Source organism: Methanomicrobium mobile BP (assembly GCF_000711215.1).
GTDB classification, from domain to species: domain Archaea; phylum Halobacteriota; class Methanomicrobia; order Methanomicrobiales; family Methanomicrobiaceae; genus Methanomicrobium; species Methanomicrobium mobile.
Genome location: NZ_JOMF01000004.1, coordinates 158781 through 176744 on the forward strand (window position 1 = coordinate 158781; position 17964 = coordinate 176744).

A 17964-nucleotide genomic window follows, 5' to 3' on the forward strand; every position below is an offset into this window, starting at 1 on the left:
CCGTAATATCCCTACTGTTTAACATGCACAAAAAGATCCTGCCCGTATCCCTACTCGCAATCGCGATTATTGCCGCCGTAATCGCGGGCTGCACGACAACACCCGCATCACCCTCATCCGACACACAAAACGTAACCGGAAACGCGAACGGAATCGAAAGCGGAAAAACAATCGCGGTCGGCATCGAAGTAAAATACCCGCCCTATTCCTACATCGACAAAGACGGAAAACCGCAGGGATTCGACATAGAATCGGCGAAATGGATAGCCGAAGATCAGGGACTGAACATAGAATTCCGGACGGTGGAATGGGACGGAATCATCCCCGCACTCCTCGCAAAAAAGATTGACATGGTCTATTCCGGCATGACAATAACCCCCGAGCGCGCCGAAAAAGTCGCCTTCTCCGACATCTACTGGGTAACCGATCAGGGAATCGCCGTGAAGAAAAACTCCCCTCTCACGCTCGACGATGTCATGAGCGGCAAAGCGAAGATCGGCACTCAGAGAGGCTCGACCGCCGAAGGGTGGATTAGGGAAAACCTCATCGGCAAAGGAATACTCGACAGCGGCAAACTCGTCTTATACGACAATTTCCCCTTCGCAATAACCGATCTCGAGAGCGGACGCATAGATGCCGCGATGTACGACACACCCTTCGTCAAAAAGAACCTCAAAGGCAGAGACCTTGAATTCCTCGGCATTGTCGAAAACACCGAAGAAAACTACGCCGTCGCCGTCAGAAACGAAGACATCGAACTTCTGGACATGCTCAACACCGGTCTCAAGAACCTTAAAGCAAGCCCCAAGTGGGCGGAACTCGTAAAGAAATACGAACTCGAATAAAGACAGAGCCGGACAGCCCGACAAACTCTATTTTTTTTTGAAACGCCCGATTACGCCCTCTTTTACGCATCCGTGCGGTCCGCCGCATGTGTCGCATACGGACGCAGACAGCCGCAGATACCCTGCACAAATATTATACCTTAATATACCTACTGTTAAACATGCACAAACAGATCCTGCCCATAGCCCTCCTCGCAATCGCGGTCATCGCCGCCGTAATCGCTGGCTGCACCGGAACGCCGCCGGACAACGACATCCCCGACCCCGACCGGACATACTACATCGTCGGCATAGACGAATTCTATCCGCCCCATACCTACCTCGACGAAAAAGGAAACCCGGTAGGATTCGACGTCGAATCCATGATCTGGATAGCGCAGGATCAGGGACTCGACATACGGTTCAAAACCAGAGAATGGAAAGGAATCATCTCCGCACTCCTCGACAAAAAGATCGACATGATCTACACTGGTCTCTCGATTACACCCGAACGCGCCGAAATAATCTCCTTCTCCGACCCCTACTGGGCAATCAATCAGGGCGTCGCCGTAAAGAACGGCTCGCAGATCACAATGGAAAAGGTCATGAGCGGCTCGGCAGTCACGGGCGCACCCAAAGAGAGCACGGCGGCGGAATGGGTTCAAAGATACCTTGTCGGCATCGGCGTCCTTAAAAAGGACAGATTCAAACTCTACGACGATTTCCCGGGTGCAATCAGGGCACTCGAAGACGGACAGATTGACGCCCTAATCTATGATACCCCGGGACTAATCGAGGCAATCGAAGACAAAAACCTTGAATTCATCGGCGCAATCAATACCGACGAAAAATACGGCATTGCCGTCAGAAAAGAGGACGCACAGCTTCTCGAAAAGCTCAACGCCGGTCTTAAACACCTCAAAGATAGTCCCAAGTGGGCAGAACTCATAGCAAAATACGAACTCAACGAAAACAACTGAAACGGATAAAACCCGAAAGTAAAAACCAAAAATAAAAATCAAAAATCAAAATAAATAGAAAAATACTTTTTTATCCGTTTATCCCGTCATCTCTTCTGTGTGCCCGGCACGGCATACTTCTTCTCGAGGGCATTCGCACCCACCGTCGTAACCGTAACCAGCGCCAGATACACGATGCCCACGACAAAGAAAACCCCGGGCTCGAAATACTTCGTGAAAACGATCTTGCCGGCGCCGGTAAGCTCCACGAGCGTGATCATGTAGGCAAGCGAGGAATACTTGATAAGATAAATAAACTCGTTGGAAAGCCCCGGGATTGCCCTTCTCAGAGCCTGCGGCAGAACGATATACATAATAGCCTGCCGCTTCGTCATACCCAGAGCGCTCGCCGCAATCAGCTGACCCTCCTTCACCGAGATGATGGCGCCGCGAACGTATTCCGAGTTGTAAGCGCTGTTGCAGCAGATAAAACCGATAATCGACGCCGTAAACGCGTCAAACGTAACACCCACGTAAGGCACGGTCGGAAGACCGAAATAGAGGATGAACAGAAGGAGCATAAGCGGGCAACCCTTCACAAAACCCACAAACAGCCTGCATATCCAATTGCCGTAACTCTTACCGTAAACCCGACCGACCGCAAGCAGAACGCCGAAGGCAATCCCGAAAGGCGCGGTAATCAGCACCAGCAGTACGGTTATCATAAGACCGTCGGCAAGCGCCGGAAAGAGTATGTTAATACAGAAATCGATAAACTGGGCTGTCTCATCCATAATGGTCAGTCTCCGCTCAAATCACCGATTTTTCCCATGAAACTGCGTATTCTCTCAAACCCGCCGCCGTCTCCGAAGACCTCCGCGGGCGTTCCGATCTCCTGAATGACGCCGGATTCCATGAAGACGATCTCGGTCGCAACCGACCTTGCAAAACCCATCTCGTGAGTGACGACAAGCATGGTCATGCCCTCGAGGGCAAGCTTCCTCATGACCTCGAGGACCTCGCGGGTAAGCTCCGGATCGAGCGCCGACGTGGGCTCGTCGAAGAGGATGACGTCCGGCTCCATCGCCAGCGCTCTTGCAATCGAGACACGCTGAGCCTGACCGCCCGAAAGCTCCGCCGGATAATGGTCGGCGAAATCCTCCATTCCGACCTGCCGAAGCTCGTAAAGCGCCTTCTCACGCGCCGCCTCGGGGCTCATGCCCTTGACCTTGATAAGCGCAATCTCGACATTCTTTATTGCCGTCAGATGATCGAAAAGGTAAAAATTCTGAAAGACCATCCCGATCTTCTGCCGGAACCGATTGATCTTCTTGCCGCTGTTCGTGACCTCCTCGTCGTGAAGCCAAACCCTTCCGCTGTCGGGCACGGTCAGCTGATTGATACAGCGAAGCAGAGTGCTCTTACCCGTCCCCGACGGTCCGATAAAGACAATGGTATCGCCCTTACGGACATTGAACGAGACCCCTTTGAGCACCTCGGCATCGCCGTAGGTCTTGTGTATGTCCTCCACCCGCAATATGTAGTCGGTCTTATTTTCACTCATAATATCACCCGGGTCTTCTTCCTACCCGTCCTCACACTCCTCACACTATTCCCGCCTGACCGCCTCCCGAAAATCCGGGGATGGCAACCCTCTTCTCGAGATATGCAATCACCCGCATTCCCGCGAAATTCAGCATAATGAACATCAGAGCACAGAGAATGTAAATCGGCATCGTAATATAGGTCTGTGTCACAATCTGCGAAGTCCTCGTCAGGAGTTCGGCAACGCCGATAGCGTAGCAGATTGCCGAATCGGTCAGAATATTCGGATACTCGTTCGACCACCCGGGAAGTGCGATGCGGACTGCCTGCGGGATGATAATCGTCCGTATTGCCGCCGCACGGCTCATTCCGAGGGAGCGTGCCGCCGTCATCTGCCCCTCGCTTATCGACTGGATGGCGCCGCGGAAGATCTGCGACTGATAAGCCGCACCGCGAAGTCCGAGAACGGTTGCGCCCACGAAGAACGCATCCAAATCCAGATTGAGCAGGGGAAAGATCGTGAAATAGAACATGAAGAGCAGAACAAGGACGGGAAGACCGCGAAAAAACCAGACATACAGACCGATGACATATTTCAGCGGTCTGCTCCCGTATACCTGCCCGATTGCCATGGGCAGACCCAGACATGCGCCGATGATAAGAGCGGAGGCTACAAGCCCTACGGTAACCAGAATACCCTCAACAAGATACGGAAACCATTCCGCAACCACCGAAAACAAGTCCATCCAGTGCGCACCCCTGTATTAGCAGTCTTAAGCAGTACCTATTTATCCTATGATTTTTTTATACTTCTCTTTTTGTCCTGCATGACCCCGCGGTCACGCACCTTCTGAATTCCGAAGTTTTTTATCTATGGCGGCACCCGCGGCATATCCCGTCGAGAATGCCGCCTGAAGATTGTATCCGCCCGTATCGCCGTCTATGTCCATGACCTCGCCCGCAAAATAAAGACCCTTACACAGCTTCGACTCCATGGTCTTCGGGTTTATCTCTTTCAGACAGACGCCGCCGCGGGTGACCATCGCCTCGTTGATGCCGCCGAGCGCCTTAATCGTCAGTTTGCAGTCGCAGAAGGCTTCGGTAAGCCTGTTCCGGTTCTCTTTCGTCAGATGCGCACAGGTAAGCCACTCATCGATTCCCGTAATCTCCATAACCATGCGAGCAAACCTTTCGGGAATCACGGTCGCGTTTCCGACGTTGCCGTTACCGCCGTTACCGCCAACAGCGCCGCCGACACTGCCGATACTGCCGACACCCCCTGCGCCCGAAAGCACCGACTTCACGAGTTTCTTCGGGTTCTCCGCCGCAAGCCGCGTAAGACTCTCACGGAATTTCTCCGCCGTCATGCCCTCTATGAACGAAACGCGGATGAAATCCCCCTTCTCCGCATATCTGGAGAGATGAAGGATCCCCGGACCCGAAACCCCCTTATGAGTAAAGAGGATATCCCCGACATTCTCGCGGATCTTCTTATTCCCGTGATAGAGAGATATCACCGCATTAGGGAAGGAAATCCCCGAAAGGCTTGCAAACGGGTAATCGCCGATGACAAACGCACATAGTGCGGGGGCAACCGGCGTTATCGTATGCCCGAACGACTCCGCAAGTCCGTAGCCGTCGCCCTCCGAACCCGTCGCGGGATAGGTCATGCCGCCGCAGGCGATAACAAGATTTTTCGCATAAAAGCGCCCGGATTCCGTCGATATCTCGAAGATTCCCTCCCCGCAGTCTCCGAGATCACCGTTATCTCCGTCACCGCCGAAATCGCCGCCGGCAAAAACCGCATCGCGGACGGACTCTCCGCATCGGATCTCGACCCCGCAGTCACGCACCCTTCCGAGAAGCACCTCCAGAACATCCGCGGCCCTCCTGCTCACCGGAAATACCTTGCCGTTACCGTCGGTCTCGGTCTTAAGCCCCCGCAACTCAAAGGATTCAAGCAGATCGCGGTTGGAAAACCCCATGAGCGAAGCCTTCAGAAACTGACCGTTGCCGCCGTAGTGCCCGAAGAACTCCCTTATATCGCCGCCGTGAGTCAGATTGCACTGCGACTGCCCCGTAATGAGAAGTTTCCGCCCGCAGGTACTCTTCTTCTCAAGGAGAAGCACACTGTTTCGCCCGCCGCCCGAGGCGGTTTCCGCACAGACAAGCCCCGCCGGACCCCCGCCGACTATTGCCGCATCCCAGACGAAAGGCATACTGCGCCCTTCGCGGAAATCTTCCCCGCATTTGCCGGTATTCTCAGCCGAATTCATATTTCAGTAAAATCTCCGCTTAATACAGATTATTTTTGCGGCTGATAAATACATGAGTCATTACGATTCCGGACATAATCGGGGCATAATCAATGACATGAACAATGAGCATAATCGGGGCATAATCCGCAGTACTTAAACGTTTTGTATAATATGCACGATAATTATTTATCCGACAAGATAAAATTTCGCCTGATTTCCGATATGATATAACTGCGTAACATGCCGATTTTCCAAAACCACGCGAGATTTTTCCGTTATGCGTATCGCCGCTTTCAAACCGGCTTTGCGTCAGGAAAAGTTGAAGAAAATATATATAGTTTGAAGTTGATTTTAGGGTATAGACTTAAAAGGGGGAATGAAACGACTAAAATGGTGATAACGAACTGAAAAGATGGGTTTTATATGGTTTTACGCCTGCTGACATAGATGAAGACCGATAAACATGCATAAAGTCATAAGTACCCGCGGAGAAATTTGCGGGATACCATCATGATGTTCCGGCGAGAGCATATACTCTGATTCACAAGCAAAACATACAGGCACACAATCAAATAAATCATACCAAAGGAAGTCCGATAAGCAATCGGAACGATAAATCACTCACTCTACGCAAAAAAGCACTGTCACATTTAAAAACGCATGTCATAAGCCCGTGTGAATCTGACCGTCCCACGGGCAAGATCATTCATTAATCCGACCCGCGATAAACTGACCACTTAAGAACGGGTCGGAATCCTCAAACGCACAAAAACACCTAACGGTTCTTTAACGGGATCTGCCCGAACAAGGGCAGATCATTATTATTTTTTTGATTTCGCAGTTTTACCGCAGATATTTAACCGGCACGGCACTTTTCCCGCAAACAGTTAACGCCGTTAACACCCCGGGCGTTGTTAACACCGTTAACATTGTTGACAATGTCAGCACCGACAATAACGTTAACACCGTTAACGCTATTGGCACAACCAACATGTTAACACCGTTAACACTGATAAATCCGTTAACACCGTTAACACGCTTGCCGTCGTTATCGCCGTCGCCTTTTTACATTGACAAGAATTATAACGGCTCTGACAAAATATTTTCAAAGAAAGTTCTCTCATAAAATTCTCCGATAAAAACAGTCAATAACGGCAATAACGATGGTAAAAACAGCACTCATTCAGATGCGGGTCGCGGGCGACCCGAAAGAGAACCTGCAAAACGCTCTCTCGATGACAAAAGAGGCGGCAGACGCCGGCGCAAAGATAATCTGCCTCCCCGAACTCTTCATGCACCGCTATTTCCCGCAGAAAGAGCACTTCGACGAAGGAATCTCCGCCGAAGACCTCGCCGAAGAACTCAACGGAGACACAATCGCCGCATTCGCAGCCGCGGCAAAGAGGCATCATGCCGTAATAATCGTCCCCTTATTCGAGAAATGCCCAAACGGACGGGACTCCGGCGTTAAAACCGCAGGCACACACACATACCGCAACTCGGCGGCGGTAATCAACTCCGACGGCACCGTATTTCCGCCGTATCGCAAGATGCACATCCCCTACGACCCTTACTTCTACGAAAAGAACTACTTCGCCCCGGGCGACGAAATACCCGTCTTCGAGACCACCTACGGACGCATTGCCGTATTAATCTGCTATGACCAGTGGTTCCCAGAAAGCGCAAGAATCGCGGCGATAAAAGGCGCACAGGCAATTTTTTACCCGACGGCAATCGGCAGACCGAAGGAATACGCCGACGAAGAAACAGCCGAAGGCGACTGGCGGGAAGCGTGGAAGACCGTGCAGCGCGGTCACGCCATCGCCAACAGCCTCTGGATAGCGGCGGTAAACCGTGTCGGCATTGAGGAAGAACTCGACTTCTGGGGCGGATCCTTCGTCTGCGACCCCTTCGGAAACGTCGTTGCGCAAGCGGGCAACGAGCAGGGCATCATCTTCGCCGATATCGACTTTGACTTAAACGACGACATCCGCGCCGGCTGGGGCTTCATGAAAAACCGCCGTCCCGACCGCTATCATGCAATCACGGGCTCGCAGGACGAGCGTTTCTTAAGCGAAGGCTGGCACGCATCTCCGAAAAACCTGCCCGCAACCCCGAAAAAATGCGGATACCGCATGCCCGCCGAATGGGAACCGCACGACGCCGTCTGGCTGGCATTCCCCCACGACGAAGAAACCTTCGAAGAGCTTGACGCCGTCGAACAGTCCTATATCAAGATAATAACCGCAATCGCAAACAGCGGCGGCGAAGAAGTCAGACTCCTTGTCCTCGACGAAACCATGCGAAACCGCGTCTGCGAAATGCTCGCCGATGCCGGCGCAGACCTCACCAAAGTCAGTTTCCGCATCCGCAGATACGCCGACGTCTGGTTCAGGGACTACGGACCAATCTTCGTCGTAAAACGGGATGCGGAGAATGCCGGCGAAAACGACCGCATTGCCATCACCGACTGGGTCTTCAACGCATGGGGCGGCAAATACGACGAACTGCGCCCCGACAACAACATCCCCGCTTGGATAGCCGCGACCGACAACATCCCGAAATTCTCCGCCGAGATCGTCCTCGAAGGCGGCTCAATCGACGTAAACGGCAGAGGACTCCTGCTCACCACAAAGCAGTGCCTCTTAAACGAAAACCGAAATCCGCGGCTCAATCAGTCGGAGATAGAAGAATACCTCTCGGAATACCTCGGCGCCGAAAAAGTCATCTGGCTCAACCGCGGACTTGAAGGCGACGATACCGACGGACACATCGACGACATAGCCCGCTTCGTAAACGAAAACACGGTCATCTGCGCCGTCGAAGACGAAACAAACAGCGGGAGTGAAAATTACGCCGTCCTCAAAGAAAACCTCGAAATTCTCAGAGCCGCAACCGACGCCGACGGCAACCCCCTAAAAATCGTCACCGTCCCCATGCCCGATAAAATCGACGACGAATATCCCCTGCCCGCAAGCTACACCAACTTCTATATCGCCAACACCGCCGTCCTCGTCCCGACCTTCGGCTGCGAAAACGACCGCATTGCCCTCGAAATAATTCAGGATGTCTTCAAAGACCGCAAAGTCATAGGCATAAACTGCCGCGAAATGGTCTACGGACTGGGCACGATACACTGCGTAAGCCAGCAGCAGCCGAAAACTTACAAATAACTTTAAAAAAAGGAATAAAGCAAAAATTAGGTTTTGGTTTTTTATTTGGGTTTTTAATTTCGGTTTGATTTATTCTATGACCTGTTGATTTTCTATTTTATTTGTTTATTGTATCTTATCGTGATATTCCGTATATTTTCTGTTCGGTATATTTCAGTGATTTTCCCGTAAATTTACCTATTCGCGGATGAACTTCGTTCCGTAGACAATGATACCGCTGTCGCCGTCCGCGGAGATCTTTCTGAAGGTCGACTTGACCCTCATGCCGATATAAACCTCGTTTATATCCGAGCAGATAACCGGCGCCGTCAGGCGCGTACCCTCGTCAAGCTCGATGATTGCGACAACGAAAGGCGTCTGAAGATCGAACTTGTCGCTCGCGGTCCTTACGACCGAGAACGTAACAATCTTGCCCGTGCCCTTGAACTTATAGTCGACAATCTTACCCTCGCGTCTGCACTTGGGGCACAGCGACCTCGGCGGGAAATAATAAGTGCCGCATGTCTCGCATTTCGTACCTATCAGATTATACCTGTTAGTCTGTTTTCTCCAGAATCGTGGAACCGACATCTTTAAACCCTCCTGAAAATACTGGTAACGACCGTAGCGCCGGTGCCGCCCACATTGTGCGTCATACCAATCTCGGCGCCGTCAACCTGCCTCTTGCCCGCCTCGCCGCGAAGCTGGGTAACAACCTCGCAGACCTGCTTGATACCCGTAGCACCTACGGGGTGACCGCATGCCTTCAGACCGCCGCTCGTGTTAACCGGCAGCTTGCCGTCAAGAGCAGTGTATCCTTCGGCGGTGAGCTTGCCTGCCTCGCCTTTCTTGCAGAAGCCCATATCCTCGATGGCACAGATCTCAGCAATCGTAAAGCAGTCGTGAACCTCGACGAGATCGACATCCTTGCGCTCAATCTTTGCGATATCGAAGGCACGGTTTGCCGCCGCGACCGTCGCATCGAGTGTGCTGATATCGCGCCTGTCGTGAAGCGAGATTGTATCGGATGCCTGCGTCGATGCCAGAACCTTCACGGGGCAGTCGGTAAACTCCTTTGCACGGTCGAGCGAACAGAGGATAACCGCCGCAGCGCCGTCCGTAACCGGCGAACAGTCCATAAGACGCAGCGGATCGGCAACAAGAGTCGAGTTGAGAACCGTATCAATCGTAATCTCCTTCTGGTACTGTGCAATCGGGTTTCTGGCGCCGTTGTAGTGGTTCTTGACCGCAACCTGAGCAAGCTCCTCGCGGGTCATGCCGTACCTGTTCATGTAGTCGCGTGCCATCATAGCATAAAGCGACGGGAAAGTAACGCCGTACATTCCTTCCCACTCGCGGTCGGCGGCGCCCGCAAGGGCATCCGTAGTCTCTCCGCCCGAGACATCCGTCATCTTCTCGACACCCGCCGCGATAACGATATCCTGAGCGCCGGAGGCGATACAGTTGACCGCCTGACGGAATGCCAGACCGCCCGAAGCACATGCCGCCTCCGTCCTCGTCGCCGGAATGTGGTTTGTCGCAAGACCCGAATAATCCGCGATGAGCGCTCCGATATGCTCCTGAAGGACGAAACGTCCTCCGCTCATGTTGCCGACGAACATCTCCTGAATATCGTCGCCGTCCATACCTGCATCGTCGATTGCCTTAACGCCGGCTTCGACGCACATTTCTCTGAATGAATCGCCCCAGCGCTCACCGAACTTGGTGAGACCGACGCCTACTACTGCTACATCTCTCATTTTTGCATCACTATCTTACCCTTGTGTTTTGCATACTGTGCGTAGTCGAGGTAAATCTTGTCATTGAGCATTGTCTCAACCGAAGGTGCCGCTTTCCTGTCAATCTTGGTGAGGATAGCGTCCGTAACCGTGATATCGAATGCATCCGAACCCGAGCCGGAACCGTATGACGTGACAAATATTCTGTCTCCCGGTTTTGCGACATCGAGAACCGACGAAAGACCGACGGGGACCGCACCCGAGTAGGTGTTTCCGAGACGCGGCGCACAGAGACCCTGCTTAATCTGCTCGGGCTTGAATCCGAGCATTGCCGCGACATTCCTCGGGAACTTCGCATTGGGCTGGTGGAAGATTGCGTAGTCGTAATCCGCCGGCTTTGTTCCCATCCTGTCCATCATGAGGTGAGCCGCGCCCTGAACATGCTTGAAGTATGCCGGCTCTCCCGAGAACCTTCCGCCGTGTCTCGGATATGCCTGACCCTCGCGTCTCCAGAAGTCGGGAGTATCGGTCGAATATGAACATGTATCGTTAATCTCGGCAATCGGGTCGTCGTTTCCGATAACGAACGCCGCACCGCCTGCCGCCGCCGTATACTCCAGAGCATCGCTCGGTGCACCCTGTGCAACATCCGAACCGATGGCAACTCCGTATTTTATCATGCCGCTCTTGACAAGACCCATACAGGTCTGAATGCCTGCGGTTCCCGCCTTGCATGCAAATTCGTAATCGGCTGCCGTCATGACCGGCGTCGCACCGATAGCCTCTCCGACCGTAACCGAGGTCGGTTTGACCGCATACGGGTGCGACTCGCTGCCCACGTAGATTGCGCCGATATCGGCGGGGTTGACATCGCGTCTTGCCAATGCATTTCTTGCCGCATTCACTGCAATAGTCAGTGAATCTTCATCCATATCCGGAACGGATTTTTCAAATACTCCGAGTCCGTTGGATATCTCGGTGCCGTTTGCACCCCACACTTTCGCAATCTCATCCGCTTTTATACGGAATTGCGGGATGTAGGCGCCGTATGTAATAATTCCTACCATGATAATTCCCTTAGTGTTTTTACAATGTCGCCGACTTCCATCTCGGTCGTCAAAAGAGCAATCCTGTCGCGGGAAGCGAGTTCCGCAACCATCGGATGCAGTTTTTCGGGTGAAATTCCCTGAAGAATGACACACCTCGGCTTGAAAGGAGTCACGCGAATTGCTATCATAGGCGATTTTCCTGTCGATACATTGGTAAAGATCAGTGCCCGTTCTGTACTCCAGCCGTAGATTTTGTTAAATTCCGCGGCTGACAACGAGACAATCGCGTTTAAACTGTTGACTACGGTATAACCGTAGATCTGACAGTCCATTGACCCATTTACGAGCTTACAGCCCAGCTTATCGCAGAATTTCTTCAGCGCCAGCGGGGTGTCGTAATCGTGCATGTCGTAGATTACTTCGTCGTCAAAGTTACTGTAGAGGATATTGGCGTATTTATTCATGTAACGTCCGCCGTTCTCCTCGTCAATGGATAAAATGGTTTCAACAATCTTTCCGACAACCGCGGTACCCGGACTTTTCCTTCGACCTCCTTCATAATCGGAGATGACCGAGGGCGAGAATCCGAGCTTCTCTGCCAGAACTCCGGGAGTGATGTTGAAGTTGATTCGCCATTTGCGAAGCGCATCACCCGGGGAATCTGAGAGCGTAATCTCTCCCGCCATCTTTTCGGCAAGACGGGTACGCAGTGCGGAATTCATACAATATTATGGTGTCCTTATATGTTATATAGATAACGAACAGTAATTCGTCATTTCACGAAACAACCCCGTCCCGCCGTGCCGCAAAAACGCCTCGGGAGAACCGGTTACACCAAAATACCCCCGTATATCGATAATCATAATCCCGTGAGATGACGACAAAATATGCATCGCCGTTGCCGCATAGCAGGATCAAAGAACTTATATGTTATGCCTATCAAGTAAGTTGTTACGTATGATCAGTGCAGAAGATCTGATGTTCCTTAAAAAGATCGGGCTTATGGGCGGATTTAACGGTCAGGTCGCCATATCCTCGCAGAAACTCGGCGATTCCCTGAATATGAGCGCAATGACCGTCTCCCGACGCCTAAACGCTCTCGAAAAGGAGAATCTGATAGTGCGATCCGTAAGACCCGACGGTCAGTATGTCTCGATAACCTCAAGCGGCGAGGACACACTGAAGAAAGAATACTCCGATTACAAAAAGATATTTGAGGATAATGCGGGTATTCTCAGAATCGACGGTGAAATCATAAGCGGTCTCGGGGAAGGAAGATACTACGTCAATATCCCGGGATACTCCTCGCAGTTTAAGGAGAAACTCGGAATCGACCCCTTCCCGGGAACGCTCAATATCAAGATATTCCCCGCCGCCATCGAGACCAGAAAGAAGGCGGAACTTCACGGATGGACCGATATCGACGGGTTTACCGCAGACGACAGGACGTTCGGAAGCGCAAAGTGCATTCCGTGCAGAATCGGCGGCTACAAATGCGCAATCATAGTGCCGGGGCGCTCGCATTACCCCGAGGATATCCTTGAGATAATCTCGCAGGTGCATCTGCGCGACAAACTCAAACTCACCGACGGCAGTGTCGTGACCGTCGAGATTTGCATAAAATAACAGAGATTTAACCGAAAATTTATCGAAATTCAACCGAATATTTACCGAAATTCAACAGAAACTCAACAGAAACTCAACAGAAACTCAACCCAAATTCAACCCAAATTCAGGCAATTAATCCCGATACCCGATACTGACAACAGACAGGAAGAATAAGATATGGATCCCGAAACATCAAAACTTGTTGAAAAGGCAATTGAAGAGCTGAAGAACGGCAGGTTCATCCTGCTCTACGATTTCGCCGACCGCGAAGGCGAGACCGACTTTGCAATCCGCTCGGATGCGGTAAATCCCCGCGACATACTGCGGATGCGAAAAGACGGCGGCGGGCTTATCTGCACCTCGATTCACTCGAAAGCTGCCGAACTCATGGGACTGCCGTTTGCAAGCGACGCCCTCAGGATGACAAAGATTGCCGAGCGCGAAGGCGACATTCCCTACGATAAGGAGAACCATTCCTCATTCTCGCTCTGGGTCAACCACTGCGACACCTATACGGGTATCCCCGACAACGACCGCGCCCTCACCGCAAACCGCCTTGCCGAGCACGTAAAACAGGCAATGGCGGGAACGCCGCTGGAGTTCAGGAGCGAGTTCAGGACGCCGGGGCACATGGCAACCCTTCGCGCAAACGACAAACTCCTCGACAAGAGGCGCGGACAGACCGAACTCTCGATTGCACTTGCGCAGCTCGGCGGCTTTACCCCGTGCGTCACCATCTGCGAGATGCTCGACGACAACACGGGCAAGGCACTGACGAAAGCCGACGCGGAAGCCTACGCAAAGAAGAACGGCTTTGTCTTCGTAGGCGGCAAAGAAGTCGTCGAATACTGGGAAGCACATAAGGTCTACTGAAAAGCGACCCGATTTCACCCGTATTTTCACCTTCGTTCCGCCTTATTACCGCATTTCCCCACATTTTTTCCATCGGTTCCGCCGTATTTTTTGCCGCGACCCTAATCGGTTTTATCATCAATCGCGGCATAATAATCAGTATGCCGAGATCCCGTGACGACAGCGCAACGGAAGAGATGGTCTATGAGGGCATCCCCGTCAAAATCGTCCGAAAAAACGTCAAAAACCTGCGTATTTCGGTACACTCCGACTGTACGGTCAGGCTGACCATACCCAAAGGCTGTGACCCCCTCGACCTGCTCGAAAAAAAGCGCGACTGGATGCTCGACAAAATCGAGAACAACCGCAGCCTGCGGGAACGCTGCGAATCCAGATCCGACCGTATGCTGCTCTTCGGGAAAGAATTCGCCATGCAGCTTGACGCCGACCTGAAAAAAGGCTGCTATATAGACACCGAAACCATGACAATACACTACGCATCCGTGGCGGATTTCGGCAAATTCGTAAAAAAAGCACTTGAAGAGAGGATAGAGCAGCGCATCTGCATGATCTCCTCCGCCATGGGCGTATCGGACCATGTCGGAAACATAACAATAAGAAAGCAGAGATCGCGGTGGGCAAGCTGCTCGCATGTCAACAACTTCAACTTCAATATCCGCATGGCAGCGCTACCGCTGAAGTTCTTCGACTACATAATCGTCCACGAACTTGCGCATATCAGAGAAAAGAACCATTCCCCGCGTTTCTGGGCGATTGTCGCGAAACATTGCAGCAATTACATGATATGCAGGAAGCATCTGAAGGAATACTGGATATTCTGCAACACAAACGTCTACTGGAAAGCGCTGATTGAATAAAAAATCAAAAAAAATCAATAAAAAAATAAAAAAATAAAACCAATATTAACCTGTTTTCTCGTATTTACGCCTTTTGAGCGGGATCGCCGCCGTCCTGTTTCATGAAACCCGGGCATCTCTCCTTCAGGATATTGTTCATGATTTCGCGCGAACTCGAGAAGCCGTCGCCCTCGAAAGCGCCTATCTTAACCACGTCCGCACGAAGTCCGCGCTTTTTCAGATCGACCTTCAGCTTTTCGATATCGAAATACTGGTTGAAGCCGATTGTGATGATATCGGGGTCAATCTCCTCGATAAGTCTGAACATATCGCCGACATTGCCGAGATGCGCATAATCGACCGTCTTCAGAGCGCCGACCATGAACACACGCTGATGCTCGGGCACGACCGGCTTGGGCTTGTGCTTAACGTTGGCATCCCGCGCCACAATCACGTGGAGCTCGTCGCCCAGCTTCTTCGATTCCGTCAGATAATAGATATGGCCCTGATGCAGAATATCGAAGGTGCCGGTCGCGACCACCTTCACGGGCTTTCCTGGTTTTGAGACTTTTCCTTGATTTTCAGGATCTTTCTCCCCCGCATTCGCCCCGCAGCACCCCATCAGTCGACGACCTCCATCTCGTAGGGCTCGCCGTTGGCACGAAATGCCCGCCACGTATTTTCATTGTATGGCGTGCCTATGATAATGTGGTAACGTCCGATCTTGGGAAACATCTTCAGGTCGGCATCGGACGGACGGACAAGACCGCAGGGATGCGAGTGGGCACTGCCCGCCGTGTCCGTCGAAAGCGGCATCATGTCAATGCTGAAACTGGCACTGTTCTCGTTCGAATACGTCCCGGGCGCCAGCTCAAGCTCCTCGATAATACCGTCCTTCGCCTTTAAAATCGCCAGAAACTCATTCGGATGCTCTGCCTTTCCCAGCGCAAAGAGCATCTCAAGAAGTTCGCGTCTAATCTTCATCTCGGGCATGTGATGATATATGTTTACATCCTTTACAGATAATTCTTTCACAATCCGACATTGAACACGCACGATTCGCAATGCCGTTCGATAACCGTTCGATAATATTAATGCCGCCGGGTAGCGATATAACAGATTATGTATTCCAGAATAGTTGTTGCAATGGACGGTTCCGAACAGTCCTACAAAGCACTCCGAAAAGGTCTCGAACTTGCATCCCTTACCGGCGCAAAGGTCTACGGGCTGCACGCCGCAAGTCCCGGGCTTTACAGTTCCTCATTCGTCGGCGACGACGTTGACGCGGCAGATCCCTCGATAAACAGGGTAAGTGCAATGAAACAGAAAGAGATTAACGGGATCCTCGACAAAGGGGCGGAGATTTCCAAAGAATACTCCTGCGAGTCTGAGTTTGCCGTGGAATACGGCGACCCGAGAGACGAGATCATCGACTATGCCGAAAAAATTGACGCAGACCTCATAATCGCGGGCTCGAAAGGCAAGAATCTCCCCAAGAGAATCCTTCTCGGCAGTGTCAGCTCCGCGGTCGTGACAGGAAGCAAAATCTCAGTCCTTGTCGTCAAATAAAGTCCAAAACAGTCCTAAAACTGCCCTAAAACAGCCCTATAACAGTTCGGAAAGAATTACGAAAAGAGTCGGGCGGGGGATTGCCGACTCAGAACTCTCCGTCCTGATCGAAACTCCTGTTGTAACGAAGCGCAAGCTCCGCCTTATAGAGTTCCTTGCCCAGATATGCCGCGTGACTCATGAGAGAAACGCGGTCATCCTTCAGCAGAGCCTCAAAGATATCATACCAGTTTTTGCCCTTGAAGGCACAGCCTTTGTGAACCGCGACAATCAGACCGTCCTCGATGCAGATGCGGACATTCCCTCGCGGGTCATAAGTCAGGTCGCCGTCGGGGTCGCCTTCGGGGACGATGACGCTGCGCTCATACTCCGGTGGCGGCGTTATCCTGCGGCGTTTCTCCTTTATCTTAAAGAGACCGAGTCCCAGATCCTTCGGATAGGGGCGGTCGGTCATGAGGGTCATCATATCGACGGCACGCCTCATCTCGGCGACGCTGCCGAAAGTCTTGTCCGAATGCTCGCTCGTGAAGATGACCGAAGCCCCCGCCTCCTTTGCAATCCCCGCAAGAAGTGCGTTGACGCCCACCGAATCGACGTCTATAAGCTCGGTCACGTTGCCGGCGCCGAAGAAGAGCGGGCAGTCAATACCGCCCTCGCGGGCATGAAGGCACTCCGCCGCGGACTCCGTAAGACCGCTTCCAACGGGCTGAATGAGAGTATCGGCGATAATCTTTCGTATTCCCGCATGTCTTGCCGCGGCTATGTTCTCGCTAAGCGGCCTGTCATGCGGCACTATGACGGCGGCAAGGTCGCGGGCGGCAACGGCACCCGCGGTCTCCCCCATGTTGCCGTCGTGAAGCGAGAGCACGATATCGGCATACGGCAGCGCCGCCTTAATCAGCGCGGGGTTTTGGGTATCGACCGAAAAGAGCGTGCGCGGGTGGCTGCCGCGAATGGACTCAAGGCTCTCGAAGGTGCGCACGACATCCTCCGGCGCGGCGTCGAAACCGAAACCCAGATCGACGATATCCGCGCCGCTCTCGATAAAGCGCTTCGCCTTCGCGATGAGAACGGACGCCGCGGGTTTATGCGCATCCATGATCTCCGCCAGAACCTTCATTCGCGAGCCGCCGCCGAACTTCACCCCCCTTATCTCGAAATCGAAATCGGCATTCTCCTCAAGGGATTTCAGCTTTGAGAGCGCATCCGCCTTCTTTGATTCCTCGAAGAGCTCGTCGGCGGGCACCGTCTTGGAGAGCGTGACACTGCCCGACTCCAGCTTTGAGAGGACCATTCCGAGATCCGCGGCATGGCGCGGTCCCATGAAAATCGGCACCCCGCACTCCTTTTCCGCGCCCGAAAAATCCGCCGTGCACATCCCCGAGACCAGAACCATATCGCACGGATTCGCCTCGATAAGCTTTTTCAGCGCCTCCGGCGTGATAAACGCGGCTATCTTCCCCGACACCCCGATGACCGTATCAAAGCCCTTTGACGATTCGCGCACGATTGGATAGGCAAGTGTTCCCGTCGCGAGAAGTATTCTCATATG

At 52.5% G+C, this 17964-nt stretch carries 18 protein-coding genes; 7 read left to right on the plus strand and 11 right to left on the minus strand.

Annotation, left to right across the window (positions count from 1 at the left end):
- Nucleotides 1-23: 23 nt before the first annotated feature.
- Together T502_RS00715 and T502_RS00720 are read left to right on the plus strand one after the other, a co-directional pair.
- A complete protein-coding gene (locus T502_RS00715) occupies nucleotides 24-845 on the plus strand; it encodes an ABC transporter substrate-binding protein (protein ID WP_042705179.1) in 822 nt (273 codons plus the stop codon).
- 161 nt (nucleotides 846-1006) lie between these two features.
- Nucleotides 1007-1804, plus strand: coding sequence for an ABC transporter substrate-binding protein (locus tag T502_RS00720; protein WP_042705180.1), 798 nt, complete (start codon nucleotides 1007-1009; stop codon nucleotides 1802-1804).
- Nucleotides 1805-1890: 86 nt separating this feature from the next.
- Here the strand turns inward: T502_RS00720 and T502_RS00725 are convergent, their stop codons facing one another.
- From T502_RS00725 to T502_RS00740, 4 genes are all read right to left on the minus strand, one after another.
- Nucleotides 1891-2577 (minus strand): amino acid ABC transporter permease, encoded by a 687-nt coding sequence (locus tag T502_RS00725; RefSeq protein WP_042705181.1) that lies wholly within the window; start codon nucleotides 2575-2577, stop codon nucleotides 1891-1893.
- Nucleotides 2578-2582: 5 nt separating this feature from the next.
- A complete protein-coding gene (locus T502_RS00730; RefSeq protein WP_042705182.1) occupies nucleotides 2583-3347 on the minus strand; it encodes an amino acid ABC transporter ATP-binding protein in 765 nt (254 codons plus the stop codon).
- 40 nt (nucleotides 3348-3387) lie between these two features.
- On the minus strand, nucleotides 3388-4074 hold the full coding sequence (locus T502_RS00735; protein WP_042705183.1) for an amino acid ABC transporter permease: 687 nt from the start codon (nucleotides 4072-4074) through the stop codon (nucleotides 3388-3390).
- A 93-nt stretch (nucleotides 4075-4167) separates the two neighbouring features.
- A complete protein-coding gene (locus T502_RS00740) occupies nucleotides 4168-5604 on the minus strand; it encodes a BaiN/RdsA family NAD(P)/FAD-dependent oxidoreductase (protein ID WP_052358943.1) in 1437 nt (478 codons plus the stop codon).
- A gap of 1145 nt (nucleotides 5605-6749) precedes the next feature.
- On the opposite strand from T502_RS00740, the gene T502_RS00745 reads away from it, so the two are divergent.
- Nucleotides 6750-8759 carry an agmatine deiminase family protein gene (locus T502_RS00745; protein WP_042705184.1) on the plus strand — a complete coding sequence of 670 codons (2010 nt, stop codon included), beginning with the start codon at nucleotides 6750-6752 and terminating at the stop codon, nucleotides 8757-8759.
- A gap of 177 nt (nucleotides 8760-8936) precedes the next feature.
- On the opposite strand, the gene T502_RS00750 is transcribed toward T502_RS00745, so the two are convergent.
- From T502_RS00750 to T502_RS00765, 4 genes are read right to left on the minus strand one after another with little or no spacing between them, the layout of a single operon-like run.
- A complete protein-coding gene (locus T502_RS00750; RefSeq protein ID WP_042705185.1) occupies nucleotides 8937-9329 on the minus strand; it encodes a Zn-ribbon domain-containing OB-fold protein in 393 nt (130 codons plus the stop codon).
- A 2-nt stretch (nucleotides 9330-9331) separates the two neighbouring features.
- Complete coding sequence (locus T502_RS00755; RefSeq protein ID WP_042705186.1) at nucleotides 9332-10498, minus strand: thiolase domain-containing protein; 1167 nt, start codon at nucleotides 10496-10498, stop codon at nucleotides 9332-9334.
- Nucleotides 10495-11544, minus strand: coding sequence for a hydroxymethylglutaryl-CoA synthase (locus tag T502_RS00760; protein WP_042705187.1), 1050 nt, complete (start codon nucleotides 11542-11544; stop codon nucleotides 10495-10497). Before T502_RS00760 ends, T502_RS00755 begins: the two co-directional genes overlap by 4 nt.
- The gene (locus tag T502_RS00765; RefSeq protein WP_042705188.1) at nucleotides 11538-12248 is read right to left on the minus strand and encodes a helix-turn-helix domain-containing protein; all 711 of its coding nucleotides are present in this window, start codon (nucleotides 12246-12248) and stop codon (nucleotides 11538-11540) included. The genes T502_RS00760 and T502_RS00765 overlap by 7 nt, the downstream gene beginning before the upstream one ends.
- 256 nt (nucleotides 12249-12504) lie before the next feature.
- Between T502_RS00765 and T502_RS00770 the strand changes: the two genes are divergently transcribed.
- The 3 genes from T502_RS00770 (at nucleotide 12505) to T502_RS00780 (ending at nucleotide 14864) form a co-directional block, all read left to right on the plus strand.
- The gene (locus tag T502_RS00770) at nucleotides 12505-13152 is read left to right on the plus strand and encodes a DUF120 domain-containing protein (RefSeq protein WP_245597719.1); all 648 of its coding nucleotides are present in this window, start codon (nucleotides 12505-12507) and stop codon (nucleotides 13150-13152) included.
- 159 nt (nucleotides 13153-13311) lie between these two features.
- Entirely contained in the window at nucleotides 13312-14007 is a 696-nt protein-coding gene (ribB, locus tag T502_RS00775; RefSeq protein WP_042705190.1) for a 3,4-dihydroxy-2-butanone-4-phosphate synthase, read from the plus strand.
- A gap of 140 nt (nucleotides 14008-14147) precedes the next feature.
- Entirely contained in the window at nucleotides 14148-14864 is a 717-nt protein-coding gene (locus tag T502_RS00780; RefSeq protein ID WP_042705191.1) for a M48 family metallopeptidase, read from the plus strand.
- 64 nt (nucleotides 14865-14928) lie between these two features.
- Here the strand turns inward: T502_RS00780 and T502_RS00785 are convergent, their stop codons facing one another.
- The gene (locus T502_RS00785) at nucleotides 14929-15465 is read right to left on the minus strand and encodes an adenylyltransferase/cytidyltransferase family protein (protein ID WP_084172917.1); all 537 of its coding nucleotides are present in this window, start codon (nucleotides 15463-15465) and stop codon (nucleotides 14929-14931) included.
- Nucleotides 15465-15878, minus strand: a complete 414-nt coding sequence (locus T502_RS00790) for a Mov34/MPN/PAD-1 family protein (RefSeq protein WP_342665729.1) — start codon at nucleotides 15876-15878, stop codon at nucleotides 15465-15467. Before T502_RS00790 ends, T502_RS00785 begins: the two co-directional genes overlap by 1 nt.
- Nucleotides 15879-15965: 87 nt before the next feature.
- Between T502_RS00790 and T502_RS00795 the strand changes: the two genes are divergently transcribed.
- Complete coding sequence (locus T502_RS00795; protein ID WP_042705193.1) at nucleotides 15966-16412, plus strand: universal stress protein; 447 nt, start codon at nucleotides 15966-15968, stop codon at nucleotides 16410-16412.
- Nucleotides 16413-16500: 88 nt separating this feature from the next.
- Here T502_RS00795 and T502_RS00800 read toward each other — a convergent pair whose 3' ends face one another.
- Nucleotides 16501-17961: a dihydropteroate synthase-like protein gene (locus T502_RS00800; protein WP_042705194.1), complete on the minus strand. Its 1461-nt coding sequence runs from the start codon at nucleotides 17959-17961 to the stop codon at nucleotides 16501-16503.
- Nucleotides 17962-17964 lie beyond the last annotated feature (3 nt).

Excerpts from the sequence above, each read along its gene's own strand:
- T502_RS00735 (WP_042705183.1), bottom strand. The coding sequence starts at position 4,074 with ATGGACTTGTTTTCGGTGGTTGCGGAATGGTTTCCGTATCTTGTTGAG.
- T502_RS00750 (WP_042705185.1), bottom strand. The coding sequence starts at position 9,329 with ATGTCGGTTCCACGATTCTGGAGAAAACAGACTAACAGGTATAATCTG.
- T502_RS00800 (WP_042705194.1), bottom strand. The coding sequence starts at position 17,961 with ATGAGAATACTTCTCGCGACGGGAACACTTGCCTATCCAATCGTGCGC.
- T502_RS00740 (WP_052358943.1), bottom strand. The coding sequence starts at position 5,604 with ATGAATTCGGCTGAGAATACCGGCAAATGCGGGGAAGATTTCCGCGAA.
- T502_RS00780 (WP_042705191.1), top strand. The coding sequence starts at position 14,148 with ATGCCGAGATCCCGTGACGACAGCGCAACGGAAGAGATGGTCTATGAG.
- T502_RS00715 (WP_042705179.1), top strand. The coding sequence starts at position 24 with ATGCACAAAAAGATCCTGCCCGTATCCCTACTCGCAATCGCGATTATT.
- T502_RS00760 (WP_042705187.1), bottom strand. The coding sequence starts at position 11,544 with ATGGTAGGAATTATTACATACGGCGCCTACATCCCGCAATTCCGTATA.
- T502_RS00770 (WP_245597719.1), top strand. The coding sequence starts at position 12,505 with ATGTTCCTTAAAAAGATCGGGCTTATGGGCGGATTTAACGGTCAGGTC.
- T502_RS00765 (WP_042705188.1), bottom strand. The coding sequence starts at position 12,248 with ATGAATTCCGCACTGCGTACCCGTCTTGCCGAAAAGATGGCGGGAGAG.
- T502_RS00755 (WP_042705186.1), bottom strand. The coding sequence starts at position 10,498 with ATGAGAGATGTAGCAGTAGTAGGCGTCGGTCTCACCAAGTTCGGTGAG.
- T502_RS00785 (WP_084172917.1), bottom strand. The coding sequence starts at position 15,465 with ATGGGGTGCTGCGGGGCGAATGCGGGGGAGAAAGATCCTGAAAATCAA.
- T502_RS00745 (WP_042705184.1), top strand. The coding sequence starts at position 6,750 with ATGGTAAAAACAGCACTCATTCAGATGCGGGTCGCGGGCGACCCGAAA.
- T502_RS00725 (WP_042705181.1), bottom strand. The coding sequence starts at position 2,577 with ATGGATGAGACAGCCCAGTTTATCGATTTCTGTATTAACATACTCTTT.
- T502_RS00795 (WP_042705193.1), top strand. The coding sequence starts at position 15,966 with ATGTATTCCAGAATAGTTGTTGCAATGGACGGTTCCGAACAGTCCTAC.
- ribB (WP_042705190.1), top strand. The coding sequence starts at position 13,312 with ATGGATCCCGAAACATCAAAACTTGTTGAAAAGGCAATTGAAGAGCTG.
- T502_RS00730 (WP_042705182.1), bottom strand. The coding sequence starts at position 3,347 with ATGAGTGAAAATAAGACCGACTACATATTGCGGGTGGAGGACATACAC.
- T502_RS00720 (WP_042705180.1), top strand. The coding sequence starts at position 1,007 with ATGCACAAACAGATCCTGCCCATAGCCCTCCTCGCAATCGCGGTCATC.